15 protein-coding genes are annotated in these 14489 nt (G+C 65.7%); 8 read left to right on the top strand and 7 right to left on the bottom strand.

The window, feature by feature from the left end; genetic code table 11:
• Window positions 1–2: 2 nt before the first annotated feature.
• Complete coding sequence (cobS, locus tag ACVILL_RS14855; RefSeq protein WP_456729726.1) at window positions 3–1001, bottom strand: cobaltochelatase subunit CobS; 999 nt, start codon at window positions 999–1001, stop codon at window positions 3–5.
• A 293-nt stretch (window positions 1002–1294) separates the two neighbouring features.
• Between cobS and ACVILL_RS14850 the strand changes: the two genes are divergently transcribed.
• Window positions 1295–1957 (top strand): DedA family protein, encoded by a 663-nt coding sequence (locus ACVILL_RS14850; protein ID WP_456729725.1) that lies wholly within the window; start codon window positions 1295–1297, stop codon window positions 1955–1957.
• 3 nt (window positions 1958–1960) lie between these two features.
• Here ACVILL_RS14850 and ACVILL_RS14845 read toward each other — a convergent pair whose 3' ends face one another.
• Window positions 1961–3184 (bottom strand): citrate/2-methylcitrate synthase, encoded by a 1224-nt coding sequence (locus ACVILL_RS14845; protein WP_456729724.1) that lies wholly within the window; start codon window positions 3182–3184, stop codon window positions 1961–1963.
• Between the two features lie 76 nt (window positions 3185–3260).
• Here ACVILL_RS14845 and ACVILL_RS14840 point away from each other — a divergent pair, with 76 nt between their 5' ends.
• Entirely contained in the window at window positions 3261–4355 is a 1095-nt protein-coding gene (locus ACVILL_RS14840; RefSeq protein WP_456729723.1) for a citrate synthase/methylcitrate synthase, read from the top strand.
• A 191-nt stretch (window positions 4356–4546) separates the two neighbouring features.
• On the opposite strand, the gene ACVILL_RS14835 is transcribed toward ACVILL_RS14840, so the two are convergent.
• A complete protein-coding gene (locus ACVILL_RS14835; RefSeq protein ID WP_456729722.1) occupies window positions 4547–5182 on the bottom strand; it encodes a J domain-containing protein in 636 nt (211 codons plus the stop codon).
• A gap of 109 nt (window positions 5183–5291) precedes the next feature.
• Between ACVILL_RS14835 and ACVILL_RS14830 the strand changes: the two genes are divergently transcribed.
• Together ACVILL_RS14830 and ACVILL_RS14825 are read left to right on the top strand one after the other, a co-directional pair.
• On the top strand, window positions 5292–5567 hold the full coding sequence (locus ACVILL_RS14830; RefSeq protein ID WP_028338206.1) for a BolA family protein: 276 nt from the start codon (window positions 5292–5294) through the stop codon (window positions 5565–5567).
• Between the two features lie 125 nt (window positions 5568–5692).
• Window positions 5693–6142 carry a hypothetical protein gene (locus ACVILL_RS14825; RefSeq protein ID WP_456729721.1) on the top strand — a complete coding sequence of 150 codons (450 nt, stop codon included), beginning with the start codon at window positions 5693–5695 and terminating at the stop codon, window positions 6140–6142.
• A 319-nt stretch (window positions 6143–6461) separates the two neighbouring features.
• Here ACVILL_RS14825 and ACVILL_RS14820 read toward each other — a convergent pair whose 3' ends face one another.
• The 3 genes from ACVILL_RS14820 to ACVILL_RS14810 all read right to left on the bottom strand — a co-directional run bounded on the left by ACVILL_RS14820 (window position 6462) and on the right by ACVILL_RS14810 (window position 9661).
• Complete coding sequence (locus tag ACVILL_RS14820) at window positions 6462–7772, bottom strand: HlyC/CorC family transporter (protein ID WP_456729720.1); 1311 nt, start codon at window positions 7770–7772, stop codon at window positions 6462–6464.
• A gap of 117 nt (window positions 7773–7889) precedes the next feature.
• Entirely contained in the window at window positions 7890–9032 is a 1143-nt protein-coding gene (aroB, locus tag ACVILL_RS14815) for a 3-dehydroquinate synthase (protein WP_456729719.1), read from the bottom strand.
• Entirely contained in the window at window positions 9029–9661 is a 633-nt protein-coding gene (locus ACVILL_RS14810; protein WP_456729718.1) for a shikimate kinase, read from the bottom strand. Before ACVILL_RS14810 ends, aroB begins: the two co-directional genes overlap by 4 nt.
• A 145-nt stretch (window positions 9662–9806) precedes the next feature.
• On the opposite strand from ACVILL_RS14810, the gene ACVILL_RS14805 reads away from it, so the two are divergent.
• From ACVILL_RS14805 to ACVILL_RS14790, 4 genes are all read left to right on the top strand, one after another.
• Window positions 9807–9953 carry a hypothetical protein gene (locus ACVILL_RS14805; protein WP_016843561.1) on the top strand — a complete coding sequence of 49 codons (147 nt, stop codon included), beginning with the start codon at window positions 9807–9809 and terminating at the stop codon, window positions 9951–9953.
• A 17-nt stretch (window positions 9954–9970) separates the two neighbouring features.
• On the top strand, window positions 9971–10972 hold the full coding sequence (xerD, locus tag ACVILL_RS14800) for a site-specific tyrosine recombinase XerD (protein ID WP_456729717.1): 1002 nt from the start codon (window positions 9971–9973) through the stop codon (window positions 10970–10972).
• Between the two features lie 212 nt (window positions 10973–11184).
• Window positions 11185–12147: an acetyl-CoA carboxylase carboxyltransferase subunit alpha gene (locus tag ACVILL_RS14795; RefSeq protein ID WP_456729716.1), complete on the top strand. Its 963-nt coding sequence runs from the start codon at window positions 11185–11187 to the stop codon at window positions 12145–12147.
• 229 nt (window positions 12148–12376) lie between these two features.
• Window positions 12377–13861 carry a L,D-transpeptidase family protein gene (locus tag ACVILL_RS14790; RefSeq protein ID WP_456729715.1) on the top strand — a complete coding sequence of 495 codons (1485 nt, stop codon included), beginning with the start codon at window positions 12377–12379 and terminating at the stop codon, window positions 13859–13861.
• Window positions 13862–14243: 382 nt separating this feature from the next.
• Here the strand turns inward: ACVILL_RS14790 and ACVILL_RS14785 are convergent, their stop codons facing one another.
• Window positions 14244–14474, bottom strand: a complete 231-nt coding sequence (locus ACVILL_RS14785) for a hypothetical protein (protein WP_456729714.1) — start codon at window positions 14472–14474, stop codon at window positions 14244–14246.
• Between the last annotated feature and the right edge of the window lie 15 nt (window positions 14475–14489).

Genomic DNA, 14489 nt, shown 5'->3' with positions numbered 1-14489 from the left:
GATTAGCTGAGCGCCACGTTGACCGAGGATTCCGGCAGCTCGACATTGAAGCAGCGCTGGTAGAACTCGGCGACCAGCGGCCGTTCCAGCTCGTCACACTTGTTGAGGAAGGTGACGCGGAATGCGAAGCCGATGTCGTTGAAGATGTCCGAGTTCTCGGCCCAGGTGATCACCGTGCGCGGGCTCATCACCGTCGACAGGTCGCCGTTGGCGAAGGCATTGCGGGTGAGATCCGCAAGCCGCACCATCTTGTTGACGATGTCGCGGCCTTCCTGCGTGCGGTAGTGGCGCGCCTTGGCCAGCACGATCTCAACTTCCTCGTCGTGGGCGAGGTAGTTCAGCGTGGTGACGATCGACCAGCGGTCCATCTGGCCCTGGTTGATCTGCTGGGTGCCGTGATAGAGGCCCGAGGTGTCACCGAGGCCGACCGTGTTGGCGGTCGAGAACAGGCGGAACGCCGGATGCGGCTTGATCACCTTGTTCTGGTCGAGCAGCGTCAGGCGGCCCGAGACTTCCAGCACGCGCTGGATCACGAACATCACGTCCGGGCGGCCGGCGTCGTATTCGTCGAACACCAGCGCGATGTTGTGCTGCAATGCCCAGGGCAGGATGCCGTCACGGAATTCGGTGACCTGCTTGCCGTCCTTGACCACGATGGCGTCCTTGCCGACCAGGTCGATACGGCTGATGTGGCTGTCGAGGTTGACGCGCACGCAAGGCCAGTTGAGGCGGGCCGCAACCTGCTCGATATGCGTCGACTTGCCGGTGCCGTGATAGCCGGTGACCATCACGCGGCGGTTCTTGGCGAAGCCTGCGAGGATCGCGAGCGTGGTCGCGCGGTCGAAGCGATAGTCCGGATCGGTTTCCGGCACATGCGGATCGACTTCCGAATAGGCGGGAACTTCCAGATCGCTATCGATCCCGAAGACCTGCCGGACCGACACCTTCATGTCGGGCAAGCCGACGGGTTCTTGCTCTTTGGTCTGGACGGCGGTCGTCATTCATCCTCCGAGGTCCCGGGCGTTCCCGAAACCAGATTTAGGTCATTTGGCTGCGGATGGGGTGCTTCGCACAAGCCTAGCAGAGTGCAACGGCTGGCAGAAGCCCGCGGGCAAATCAAAGTTCCGTTGGTGTATCATAAAGATAGGGGCGAAACCCGGTTTTTGGAAGGCTGCCCTGCAAATCCCGCCGTACTTTCGCCGCAGCGCCACGGCGGCCTGCCCGGCCGGGCACTTTTCAGCCCGACGGGGAGTTGTTAGCTCTCAAGGCGATATCACCGCCAGATGGGAATTTTGTGACTTCACTCCTCGACCCATTGATCGCGTTCGTTTCGGCCCATGCCTGGCTCGCCTATCTGACGCTGTTTCTGGCTGCCCTGCTGGAAGCGGTGCCGGTGGTCGGCTCGCTGGTGCCGGGCTCGACCATCATCCTGGCGCTGAGCGCGTTGGTCCCCGGCGGCGAGTTGAAGCTCGTGCCGGTGCTGGCCGCCGCGGCCGCCGGCGCGATGCTTGGCGACGGCACCGCCTTCATGATCGGCTACCGCAGCCAGCGCGAGATCCTCTCCGCCTGGCCGCTCTCCAACTATCCGCGCGTGGTCGCGCAGAGCGAGGCCTTCTTCAACCGCTGGGGCGTGCTCGCGGTGTTCTTCGCCCGCTTCGTGCCGCCGATCCGCGCCTTCGTGCCGATCACCGCCGGCGCGCTCGACATGCCGCCGGCGCTCTTCTACGCGGTCAACATCCCCGCGATCCTGCTCTGGGCGCCGGCGCATGTGCTGCCCGGCGTGCTCGCCGTCACCGCGCTGCACGACTATGCCGGCCTGCCGCATCATGAGCATGTCGGCAAGCATCTCTGGATGTTTGCGGTCGCGGGCGCTGCCGTAATTCTGGCGCTCGCCCTCTGGACCATCCGCCGCCGCCATGGCGGCGGTCTGATCGAACCGGCCAAGCCCACGAAGTAGCGGCTAGATGCTGCTGGTCGTACCGGCCCGCCCCGGCGCCGGGCCGACATAGCGTGCGCGAGGCCTGATCAGCTTGCCGTGCTGAAGCTGCTCGCTGGCATGCGCGATCCACCCGACGCTGCGGGCCATTGCAAACAGCGCGAGTTCGCTGCCCGCGGGCATCCGCAGCGCATGCACCAGCACCGCCAGCGCGTAATCGATGTTGACGAATTCGCCGGTCGCCTCCGCGATCCGCTCCGGCACCTCCCGGGTGAACTTGCGCGGCGCGCCGGCCCGCGTCAGCGCCTCGAGCAGCGAGATCGCGCGTGGATCGCCCTTCTTGTAGACGCCGTGCCCGAAGCCGGCGAACCGCTCGCCGAGCGCAACCCGCTCGCGCACCACGGGTGCAACGTCATTGTCGATCATCGTCTTGACGAGGCGCGAGGCGAGCACGCCGGCGCCGCCATGCATCGGCCCTTTCAGCGCGACGAGCCCGGCGATGACGGCGTCGTACAGATTGAGGCCGGTCGATGCCGCGCAGCGTGCGGTGAAGGTGGACGCGTTCAACTCATGATCGGCGAGCAGCACCAGCGCGCGACGGATCAGGTCGGGCGCGTGCTTGTTATCAGGCGTCCAGGCCCGCGCCACCTGCTCGTGCAGCGGCTCGGCCGATGGCACCGCATTCAGCATGGTCGCGAGCAGCAGCCGCAAGATGCGACCGCCGACCATCGCGCGGCCATCGGGCGCACGGGTGAAGGCGCCGGGATCGGCGCTTGCCGCCAGCGCCAGCACCGCAACCGTGCGGTCGATCGGCTGGGCGCGGCGCGCGGCCTCCGCGATCGCGCGCATTTCATCCGAGACATGCGGACAATTGTCCGGCGCGAACGGGTCGACGCCGGTGACGTCCCACAGCAGCGTCGCGGTGTGCTCCAGCGTGTCGCGCTCGGCGAGATCGACGCAGTTCACGCCGCGATAGATCGGGCCCTGTTCGGTGATGGTTGCGATCGCCGAATCCATCACCGGCAAGTCCGCATCGAAATTGCGGAGCCCGCGCGGCTCCGGCGACGGCACGCGGCGCTCCTTCAACCCCCTGATGTCCTCGGCGCGGTAGCGGTGGCTGCGCGAATCCGGCGACGGCTCGGAGCGGATCAGCCCGCGGCTGACATAGGCGTAGAGGGTCGCCGGCGAGATCGCGAGCTCGGCGGCGGCCTCGCGGGCAGAGAGGTAAAGCTCGGCGGATTTTTTCATATTGATTTATATAATCAAGATTGATCAACTCGTCGAGAGGCCTGACCTTGAAGGGGTGAAGCAAGGAGATCGGGCCATGAACATGATTCTCACCAAGAGCCAGATCGGTCTGGACGGCGTTCCCGCCGCCGAGACCGTGTTGAGCCATGTCGACGGCGAGCGCGGCGAGTTGATCATCGCCGGCGAGCACGTCGCCAACCTCGCCGGCAAGTCGAGCTTCGAGGGCGTCACCGCGCGGCTGTGGAACGGCGCCACCGGCAAGTCGATGAGCGAGGCCAATGTCCGCGCCAGCCTCGGCGCCGCCCGCGAGCGCGCCTTCGCGCGGCTGCCGGACCTGCTGCCGGCGACGCGCGGCATGTCCATCGTCGACGGCTTCCGGGCCGCGATTGCGGGGCTGCGCGGCGAGAACGGGCTGGAGCACGAGGCGACCATCGTCGGCGCCTTCCCGGTGATCGCCGGCGCGCTGGTGCAGCAAGCCAGGGGGCACGACCCGATCGCTCCGGACCCGACTGTCAGCCACGCCGCCGACACGCTGCATATGCTGCTGGGCCGCAAGGCCGCGCCGCGCGAGGTCGCAGCCCTCGATGCCTATCTCGTCACGGTTTGCGATCACGGCATGAATGCATCGACCTTCACCACCCGGGTGATCGCGTCCACCCAGGCCGACCTGTTCGCGGCCATCACCGGCGGCTATTGCGCGCTGACCGGCCCGCTGCATGGCGGCGCGCCGGAGCCGGTGCTGGAGATGCTGGATGCGATCGGCACGCGCGAGCGCATCAAGCCCTGGGTCGACGACGCGCTGGCGCGCGGCGAACGGCTGATGGGGTTCGGCCATCGCGTCTATCGCGTGCGCGACCCGCGCGCCGACGTGCTGAAGGTCGCGATCGAGCGCCTGGAGGCCAGTGGTGCCGACCTGCCGTTTGCGGGCGAAGTCGAGGCCTATATCCGCCAGGCGCTGCGGAAGAAGAATCCGGACCGGCCGCTCGAGACCAATGTCGAGTTCTTCACCGCGATCCTGCTCGACGCCCTGGAGATCCCGCGGCAGGCGTTCACGCCGATCTTCGCGGTGGCCCGCGCCTCCGGCTGGACCGCGCACGCCCTCGAGCAGCGCCGCACCGGACGGCTGATCCGGCCGAGCTCGTCCTATGTCGGGGCGGTGCCGAAGGATTGAATAGCTAGCTCGTGAACCCGTAGCCCGGATGGAGCGAAGCGAAATCCGGGAACGGTACGGCCGCGGATAAGGGGCACCCCGGATTGCGCTTCGCTTCATCCGGGCTACGAACTGCACCGCTGGACGACGGCGGAGCCACAAACTCCGCCGTCGTCCCTGCTTTCGAAAGCAGGGGCGACGAGGGCGGGAGATCAGGCCTCGCGCACCACGGTCTTCAGATAATTATACGCCTTGATGATCTCGATCAGGCGATCCTCGGTGGAGCGGTCGCCGCCATTGGCGTCGGGATGGTGCTGCTTGACCAGCGCCTTGTACTTCGACTTGACGTCTTCCAGCGTCGCCTCGGCCCCTAGCCCCATCACCTGCAGCGCCTTGCGCTCGGCGTTCATCACCTTGCGGGTCTCGGGCTTGGGCTCCGCGCCGCCCGGCCCGGGGCGCCAGCGGCCACGGCCGTTGAGCTCGGAGAACACGTGGAACGGATCGGAGGCGGCATCGAGACCGCTCTCCTTCTTGCCGTTGTTGGCGCCCATCTTCCAGGTCGGACGATGGCCGGTCAGCGCGTCCTTCTGGTAGCGCGCGACGTCGTCAGGATTCATGCCCTGGAAGAAATTGTAGGACTGGTTGTACTCGCGGACGTGATCGAGGCAGAAGTGCCAATACTCGCGCGAATTCTCGCGGCCCTTCGGAGCGCGATGCGCGCCCTTGTTCTGGCAACCCGCCCACTCGCAGGTCACGGCCTGCTCGCCGGCCTGCGCCTGGCGCTTCGCACTCACCTTGGTCGGCTTGATGCGAATGGAGTCGAAGAATTTTGATGAATCGATCGGCATGTTCTCTTTGACTACGCAATGCACAAATCTTCAAGTCTTGACATTGCGCAGACCTCGTTTCCCGCTTGCACCATTGACGAAAAGCCGCCGCGAAACTAACTCCGCCGCCATGAGCACCAAAGACGCTATCATAAACAAATTGCGTGAAGCTTTCTTGCCCGAAAGCCTCGACGTCGTCGACGAGTCACATCTGCATGAGGGCCACGCCGGCCACAGGCCAGGCGGGGAGACGCATTTCAGGGTATATATTGTGTCTCCGGCCTTCGAAGGGAAGAGCCGGATCGAACGCCATCGCATGATAAATGCGACGCTGGCGCAGGAACTCGCCGGCTCGGTGCATGCGCTGGCGATCCATGCACACGGCCCCGGGGAAAAGCCCCGCTAGTTCGCGCTTGCCTCAAGACGCCGCGGCGGTTTTCCGTTATGGGAGTAGGACCTCCGGCGATGGACCCGCTCCATGCGTGAGCAGGTGACTGACCATCGCTTCGCCACGTTAATATGGGGCCATTGATGATCCCTTGCTGGCCACGTTTCCGGTCGATTGTCACCGCCGCCGGCCTGCTCCTGATCTGTACGATGCGCCCGGCCTCGGCGCTGGATATGCCGAGCCCGTTCGTCCAGGAGGTGCTGATCAAGAGCATCCTGGTCTCGCTCAACGATGCGGTGGCCGCGAACAATTTCACCGTGTTCCACGCCAAGATCTCAAAGCCGTTCCGCGACCAGTTTCCGCCCGACAAGCTGCAGACGATCTTCAAGGACCTGGTCGACAAGCACGCGGTGTTCGACGCCGTGGTTGCCAAGCCGATCGTTCTCGATGAGGACGCCAAGATCGACGACAAGGGCGTGTTGCGGCTGAAGGGCCATTTCGACACCACGCCCAAGCAGGTGAAGTATCAGCTCGGCTTCGTCGCCTCCGAAGGCGCGTGGAAGCTGTCGGGCATCTCGATCGATATCGAGTGATCAGGCGCGACTAGCAAACCGTCATCCTGAGAACTTGTGAAGCTATTCACCCCGTCATTGCGAGGAGCGATAGCGACGAAGCCAATCCATGCTTCCGCGTATGCCGCGCGATGGATTGCTTCGCTTCGCTCGCAATGACGCGGATAAAGCTGCGCGCCCCGTCATCCCCGCGCAACGGCTTTGCCGTTGTCGCTGGAGGTGCGAGCTCTTGCGAGCCTCGAAGGATGCACGGCCACCGCTCGTGCCCGTCGACCCTTCGAGACGCCGCTTCGCGGCTCCTCAGGGTGACGGTGATGGATTTGCGCTTGCCGCAGCAACGCTAGAACGCCGTCCCCGCCCGCTTCGGCTTCTTCTCGTCGAGCTCGGCAGCCTCGCGCTGAACAGCCACGATACGCAGCGCGGTGATGCGGTTGCGCTCGCGGCGGAGCACGCGGAAACGGAAGCCGTGGAAGGTGAAGCTCTGGCCGCGCTCCGGGATCGAGCGGGCCTCGTGGATCACGAGGCCCGCGACGGTGGTCGCCTCCTCGTCCGGCAGGTGCCAGTCCATCGCGCGGTTGAGATCGCGGATCGGGACCGAGCCGTCGACCACCACCGAGCCATCCGGCTGGGCGCGCACACCGGCAACGACGACGTCGTGCTCGTCGGAGATGTCGCCGACGATCTCCTCCAGGATGTCCTCCAGCGTCACCATGCCTTCGACCTCGCCATACTCGTCGACCACGAGGGCGAAGTGGGTCTTGCGGCGGCGGAACGCCTTCAACTGCTCGGAGACCGGACGCATCTCCGGCACGAACCAGGGCGGCAGCGCGATCGCGGAGGCATCGATCGCGGACATGTCGCCTTCATTGGCGCGCATCGCGCGCAACAGATCCTTAGCGTGGAGCACGCCGACGATGTTCTCCGGCTTCTCCCGCCACAGCGGAATGCGGGTGTATTCGCTCGCCAGCACCTCGCGCACCAGCTCTTCCGGCGGCAGGTCGGCGTTGACCATGGTCATCTCGGTGCGATGGACCATCACGTCGGAGACCTGCAACTCGCGGAGGTCCAGCAGGCCGCCCAGCATGTCGCGGTCGTGCTTCTCGACCTTGCCTTCGTGATGCAGCAGATCGACCGCACCGCGCAGACGCTCGGTCGGCGACAACACCGCCTGATGGGCGCCGACCTTGATGCCGAGCAGCTTCATCAGCGCCAGCACGATGGTCTCGATGACGGTGAGCAGCGGCCCCAGCACGAAGATGGTCAGCCGCATCGGCCGAGCCACCAGGAGCGAGATGCGGTCGGGCGCGTTGATCGCGATGGTTTTGGGCAGCACCTCGGCGAACACCACGACCATCACGGTCATGACCGCGGTGGCGTAGAGCACGCCGACATCGCCGAACCAGGCGGTGAACACGCCGGTCGCCAGCGCCGAGGCGCCGATATTGGCGATGTTGTTGCCGAGCAGCAGCGCCCCGATCATGCGCTCGCGCATGTTGATCAGTTTCGAGACCACCCCGGCCTCGCTGTTGCCCTGTTTCGACAGCCGCAGCATGCTGGCGCGCGAGGCGCCGGTCAGCGCCGTCTCACTCGCCGCGAAGAACGCGGAGATGAAGAGACAGAGCAGCACGATCGAGAAGGTGAACCATCCCACTGAACTGATCCGTGGCTAGAGCATGATCCGGAAAAGTGTGTAGCGGTTTTCCGAAAAGATCATGCTCAAATCAAAAAGACAGAGCGGGATGACGATCCGAAGGAGAGGCATCCCGGTCTAGGCCTTGAGCTTGGCTTGCAGGAAGTCGCGCACCGGCTGTGGCTCGACATTGTTGGCAATCACCGCGCGGCCGACCGCCTCCAGCAGGATGAAGGTAAGCTTGCCGCGCTTGACCTTCTTGTCCTGCGCCATCAGCGCCAGCAGCGCGTCGGCATCGGCAAGCCCTTCCTGCGTGAAGCCTGCGATATCCTGCAGGCGCGTCGGCAACCCTACCGCGGAAAGATGACGCGCGATGCGGGCCGCATCGTCGGTCGAGATCATGCCGAGCTGCGCGGAGAATTCCGCGGCGAGCACCATGCCGACCGAGACACCCTCGCCATGAAACAGGCGATCCGAGAAGCCGGTCGCGGCTTCAAGTGCATGGCCGAAGGTATGACCGAGATTGAGCAGCGCGCGCTCGCCGGTCTCGCGCTCGTCGCGGGAGACGACGCCGGCCTTGGCGCGGCAGGAGGTTGCGATCGCGTGCTCGCGCCCGGCGCCACCCGCGAAGATGTCGGCGTGGTTGGTCTCGAGCCAGGCGAAGAACGCCTCGTCACCCAGGATGCCGTATTTCGCGACCTCGGCGTAGCCGGCGCGGAACTGGCGCGGCGACAGCGTGTCGAGCACCGAGGTATCGGCGATGACAAGCACCGGCTGGTGGAAGGCGCCGATCAGGTTCTTGCCCTGCGGCGAATTGATGCCGGTCTTGCCGCCGACCGAGGAATCGACCTGCGCGAGCAGCGAGGTCGGCACCTGCACGAAATCGACGCCGCGGCGCAGGATCGCCGCCGCGAAGCCGGCGAGATCGCCGACCACGCCGCCGCCGAGCGCGATGACCAGATCGTTGCGCTCGATCTTGGCCGCGATCAGCGCTTCGCTGACCTCCGTCAGCGTGCCGTAGCTCTTCGAACCCTCGCCCTCCTCGACCACGATCCGCGAGGTCGGCACGCCTGCGGCAGCAAGCGACGCTTCGGTCGGCTCCAGCCAATGCTTCGCAACCGTGCGGTCGGTGACGATGGCGGTGCGCACGCCGGGCCGGAGCGCCGCGACGCGTTCTCCGAGCGACTGCAACACGTCGCGGCCGATGACGATGTCATAGGCACGGTCGCCGAGCGCGACGTCGACGGTAACGGAGGCGGAGTGTTTCAAGGGCGCAGTCATGAGGTCGTATTCATTCCATCTTGTGGTGGCTCGCCGGCCGGCCGCACGCCGCACAGATGCGCATGCAGGGCCTCGAGGCATTCGTCGACGATGCGGTCGTGCGGTACGTCGCGCGAGGCGATCGTCAGATCGGCGTTACGGTAGACCGGCTCGCGCTCGCTGAGCAGCCGGTTGACGGTCGCCTCCGGATCCGGGGTGTGCAGCAGCGGACGATCGGCGCGGCGGCGGACGCGGCGCATGATGATATCACTGTCGGCCTTGAGCCAGATCGAGATCGCGCGGTCGCGGATCCGGTTGCGGGTCTCCTCGCGCATGAAGGCGCCGCCGCCGGTTGCCAGCACGATCGGACCGCTGTCGAGGATGCGGGCGATCACCCGCGCCTCGCCGTCGCGGAAATAGGCCTCGCCATGGGTCTCGAAGATCTCGGGGATCGTCATGCCGGCCGCCGTCTCGATCTCGGTGTCGGCATCCGTGAACGGCAGCTTGAGCCGCGCCGCCACCCGCCGGCCGATGGTCGATTTGCCCGCCCCCATCATGCCGACCAGCACGATCGACCGCGTCCCCAGCGCGGCCGCGATGTCGGCCTCCAGGGTCGGGTGGGTGGGCGCCGGGACGGCTGCGTCGGACATCAAAAAGCTCGGATATTGGGACGAATTGTTCGGAATTCGAGCCACCTATACTACCCCCGGCGATACCGTTACCAGCGACTCTTGCAACGGCGCGGGGAACATGTTGGATGATTTCATTGGTTAATTCGCCGCCCGAGTCGCCTCTATGCCCAGCCTGTTCCGCTTCCTGACGGTCGTCGCCGTGATTTTCGGGATCGGGTACGGCATCGTCTTCGCGCTGGCGAATTTCGTGCACCCGAAACCGCGGGAAATGACGGTGACCATCCCGCCGGATAAGTTCCTCAAGAAATAGGCGCTATGAGTCTTGGCATGACCGCTCCCGCCAAGATCACCAAGACCCCCGCCAGGGCCACCACCAAGGCTCCGGCCAAATCCTCCGACGCCAGGCTGACCGCATTGTTCCTCGACATGCTCGCCGCGGAACAGGGCGCCGGCGCCAACACGCTCGATGCCTACCGGCGCGACCTCACCGATTTCTCCGACTACCTCGCCCATGCCGGCGCCGATTTCACCAGCGCCGACACCGAGACGCTGCGCGGCTACCTTGCCGACCTCGACACTCGCGGGTTCAAGTCGACCAGCGTGGCGCGGCGGCTGTCGGCGATGCGGCATCTCTACCGCTTCCTGCTCAACGAGCGGGTCCGCGGCGACGATCCGGCCGCGATCCTGTCCGGCCCGAAGCGCGGCCGCGGCCTGCCCAAGGTGCTGTCGATCCAGGACGTCGACCGCATGCTGGCCCGCGCCAGGGAGCTGACCCAGACCGACGTCTCGCCGGCGCAGCGGCTGCGCGCGCTGCGGCTCTATTGCCTGCTCGAGGTGCTCTACGCCACCGGGCTGCGCGTCTCCGAGCTGGTGTCGCTGCCGATCTCCGCGGCGCGGCGCGATGCACGGATGATCGTGGTGCGCGGCAAGGGCAACAAGGAGCGGCTGGTGCCGCTCAACGACGCCTCGCGCCAGGCAATGGCGGACTATCTTGCGGCGCTGGAGGTGATGACACCGAAGGCGAAGAAGGCAGCAGCATCGAAATGGCTGTTTCCCTCCTCCGGCGAGAGCGGCCATCTGACCCGGCAGCATTTTGCCCGCGACCTGAAGGAGCTTGCGGCTGCCTCCGGCCTTGCGCCGCGGCTGGTCTCCCCGCACGTGCTGCGTCACGCGTTTGCCAGCCATCTGCTGCACAATGGCGCTGATCTCCGCATCGTGCAGACCCTGCTCGGCCACACCGACATCTCGACCACCCAGATCTATACCCATGTGGTCGAGGAGCGGCTGAAGAGCCTGGTCCGCGACCTGCATCCGCTGGCCGAGAAGTAAGTCCGCCGCGCCCTGACCGCGTCGGGACATCGATACCGTCGCCTCATCTGCCTTGACTTCCGCTGCGTCTCCGCGGAAAGAGCGTCACCTGATTGCGATCCCGAAGCGTGCGTTCCGCCCGAATGCGCGTTAACCAGTTGAAGTTACAAAACTTCTCTTTACACCGCCAAAACCGCTTCGCCCCTCGCACCGTTCCTCCCTATATTGAGTTGATGCCCGACCCGATGCGCAGCTATCTCGACTTCGAAAAACCCGTCGCCGAGCTTGAATCCAAGATCGACGAATTGCGGGCGCTTGCCGCAAGCGGCAGCGACATCGGCGACGAGGTCGCGCGGATCGAGGACAAGGCCGCGCAGGCGCTGACCGACCTCTACGCCAATCTGACGCCGTGGCAGAAGACACTGGTGGCGCGGCATCCGCAGCGGCCGCACTTCACCGACTTCGTCAACGGCCTGATCACCGAATTCACGCCGATGGCCGGTGACCGCAAGTTCGCCGACGACGAGGCCCTGATCGGCGGCTTCGGCCGATTCCGCGGCGAGAGCATCTGCGTGGTCGGCCAGGAGAAGGGCGCCACCACCGACACCCGCATCAAGCACAATTTCGGCATGGCGCGCCCCGAAGGCTACCGCAAGGCGGTGCGCCTGATGGAGATGGCCGACCGCTTCGGCATCCCGGTGCTGTCGATCGTCGATTCCGCCGGCGCCTATCCCGGCATCGGCGCCGAGGAGCGCGGCCAGGCCGAGGCGATCGCGCGCTCGACCGATGCCTGCCTGTCGCTCGGTGTGCCCAATGTCGCGATCGTCACCGGCGAAGGCATGTCGGGCGGCGCCATCGCGATCACCACCGCCAACCGCGTCCTGATGATGGAGCACGCGATCTACAGCGTGATCTCGCCGGAGGCGGCATCCTCGATCCTGTGGCGCGACGGCACCAAGGCGCAGGAAGCCGCCAACAGCATGAAGATCACCGCCCAGGACATGCTGCGCTTCGGCGTGATCGACCAGATCCTGAAGGAGCCCTCCGGCGGCGCTCATCGCGACTCCGCCGCGATGATCACGACCACGGGCGACGCGATCGCCCAGGCGTTCAACGACCTACGAAATCTTGATCCGGACGCGATTCGCAAACAGCGGCGCCAGAAGTTCCTCGATATCGGCCGCAAGCTCGGCTGAGGCGCCCAAACGGCCGGATTTTTCGCCCGAATCAGGCAATTTCGCCGTAATTGGGCCCCGAGCCGGGTCTTTAACGTTCCTTGAACCATGCCTGCTACCGTGAGGGCTGTCAGCCCCTGTTCAGGTTGCGAGCACGGGGCGTGGAAGGCTAATATTTTACACAATGGCTTCAGGGCATATTCGCCGTGTTGGGGTCGCGAAAATCGCCCGGTGGGTGTGGAGCTCGGACTTGACTCATCGCACGCTCGTACGCGCGCTTCTGACTTCGGCGGTGCTCGCCGCAGGCGCCATGCTCGCCGGTTGTGACAGCGACCAGATTTCGCTCGCCCAGAACGCTAAGGCCAACCAGCCGGTCCCGCCAAGGCTCGTGGCGGCCATGGCCGAAAAGGACATGGATCTGCAGTCGCCGATCCTGGTGCGCCTGTTCAAGCAGGAGGCCGAGCTCGAGGTCTGGAAGCAGACCCGCTCCGGCCAGTTCGCGCTGCTCAAGACCTATCCGATCTGCCGCTGGTCGGGCGATCTCGGCCCGAAGGTCCGCGAAGGCGACCGCCAGGCGCCCGAGGGGTTCTATTCGATCAACCCCAGCCAGATGAATCCGCAGTCGGCCTACTATCTCTCGTTCAACACCGGCTATCCGAATGCCTTCGACAAGGCACTCGGCCGCACCGGCTCGCAGCTGATGGTGCATGGCGACTGTTCGTCGCGCGGCTGCTACGCGATGACGGACGAACAGATCGCCGAGATCTATTCGCTCGGCCGCGAATCCTTCTTCGGCGGCCAGAAGGCGTTCCAGCTGCAGGCCTACCCGTTCCGGATGACGGCGGTGAACATGGCCAAGCACCGCAACAATCCGAACATGGCCTTCTGGAAGATGATCAAGGAAGGCTATGATCATTTCGAGGTGACGAAGCAGGAGCCGAAGGTCGACTTCTGCGAGAAGAAGTACGTCTTCGACGCGGTGAAGGCCCCGAACGCCGTGCGCGATCCGGTGTTCGACGCCGCCGCGAAATGCCCGGCCTATGTGATCCCCGAGGAGATCGCGAGCGCGGTGCGCGAGAAGGAGCAGCGCGACGACGCCGAGATGGCCAAATTGGCCGCCAAGGGCACGCCGGTGGCGCGCCTCAACACCGGCATCGACGGCGGCATGAACGCGATCTTCGCCTCGAAGATTCCGGAAGGAAACACCGGTCTGTCCGAAGGCGGCGACAGCCAGGCGCTGGCATCGATGTCGCTGGCGCGCGCCCCCGGCACGATCCCCGGCACGGTCAATCCGCCCAAGCCCAGCCTCGCGGTCCAGCAGGAAGAGCCGGTCGTCGCGACCACGTCGTCGACCCCGGTCGCGACGGCGTCGTCGACCGCGCCGCCGGCCAACACCCGGGTTGCCTCGGCGAACGCGTCCGGCAAGTCCGAAGGCTTCTTCTCGAGCTTTGCCCGCAAGGTCGGCATTGGCGGAGCCACCGCCGACGCCAGCAAGGCGACCGCTCCGGCCACCGCCGCTCCGCCCAAGCCGAAGGTCGCCGAGGCCAAGCCGCAATCGGTGGTTCGCGTCGCACCGAAGACGGAGCCGAAGCAGGCCGCCAAACCCGCACCGAAGCCGCAGACGACCGACACCGCCGCAGCAGCCCCTGCCGCGACATCGTCGACCCAGCTCGCCGGCTCCGCGCCCGTGGTGCAGCCCAACTCGTTCGACACCCGCTTCTCCGCGGTGAAGTAAGCGCGGCGCGCACGCGCCGTGACGTTGGCCGTTTCCGACAGACATTTCAAACGACATACTTCAAACGACGTACGGTGTCGTCCCCTGCGACCCACACTCCGTCGCGGAGTTGCGCGCGCCTCACCGCTCGTCGTCCTGGCTTTCGCCAGGGCGACGCGGTGATTCAAGATGTCAAACACGCGGTGTCATCACCCGCGCATACGGGTGATCCAGTATTCCAGAGACAGCAGCGCTTGAGCCGATGGGCCGCGGCGTACCGGGCCGCCCGGTCAAGCCGGCACGGTGAGGACCGCTTCGATCCTTCGCCGACGCGGGCACAAGCGCGTCGACCGAACGCCCGCCGCACTAGCCCGGCATCAGGCGCGGCACGACCGGGCGGCGATCACATGCCGTGGCTTTCGAACACCTTCTTGCAGCTTCGGCTCAGACTCGCGCGCTTCATCTGAAGACAGTTCTGCACGGCGCCGTCATTGCCGAGGTCCTTGCGGCAGAAGCGCTGCGCATCGCGCGAGCATGCACTTTGCTCCCCTGGCGTACCGGAGTGCTGTGCCAGCGCGGCACTGCTGCCCATCGCGGCGGTGGCAAGAAGAGCTGCAATCGCAAAATAGCGCATTGTGAAGTCCTCCCG

The organism is Bradyrhizobium sp. USDA 3364, assembly GCF_054056355.1.
Note: the sequence above shows the minus strand (reverse complement) of the source record. Positions and strands in the feature narration are given on the sequence as shown.

Coding starts and splice junctions, on each gene's coding strand:
- ACVILL_RS14835 (WP_456729722.1), bottom strand. CDS start 5,182: ATGCCGATCGATTCATCAAAATTCTTCGACTCCATTCGCATCAAGCCG.
- ACVILL_RS14840 (WP_456729723.1), top strand. CDS start 3,261: ATGAACATGATTCTCACCAAGAGCCAGATCGGTCTGGACGGCGTTCCC.
- ACVILL_RS14825 (WP_456729721.1), top strand. CDS start 5,693: ATGATCCCTTGCTGGCCACGTTTCCGGTCGATTGTCACCGCCGCCGGC.
- aroB (WP_456729719.1), bottom strand. CDS start 9,032: ATGACTGCGCCCTTGAAACACTCCGCCTCCGTTACCGTCGACGTCGCG.
- ACVILL_RS14810 (WP_456729718.1), bottom strand. CDS start 9,661: ATGTCCGACGCAGCCGTCCCGGCGCCCACCCACCCGACCCTGGAGGCC.
- ACVILL_RS14785 (WP_456729714.1), bottom strand. CDS start 14,474: ATGCGCTATTTTGCGATTGCAGCTCTTCTTGCCACCGCCGCGATGGGC.
- ACVILL_RS14805 (WP_016843561.1), top strand. CDS start 9,807: ATGCCCAGCCTGTTCCGCTTCCTGACGGTCGTCGCCGTGATTTTCGGG.
- cobS (WP_456729726.1), bottom strand. CDS start 1,001: ATGACGACCGCCGTCCAGACCAAAGAGCAAGAACCCGTCGGCTTGCCC.
- ACVILL_RS14795 (WP_456729716.1), top strand. CDS start 11,185: ATGCCCGACCCGATGCGCAGCTATCTCGACTTCGAAAAACCCGTCGCC.
- ACVILL_RS14845 (WP_456729724.1), bottom strand. CDS start 3,184: ATGAAAAAATCCGCCGAGCTTTACCTCTCTGCCCGCGAGGCCGCCGCC.
- xerD (WP_456729717.1), top strand. CDS start 9,971: ATGACCGCTCCCGCCAAGATCACCAAGACCCCCGCCAGGGCCACCACC.
- ACVILL_RS14830 (WP_028338206.1), top strand. CDS start 5,292: ATGAGCACCAAAGACGCTATCATAAACAAATTGCGTGAAGCTTTCTTG.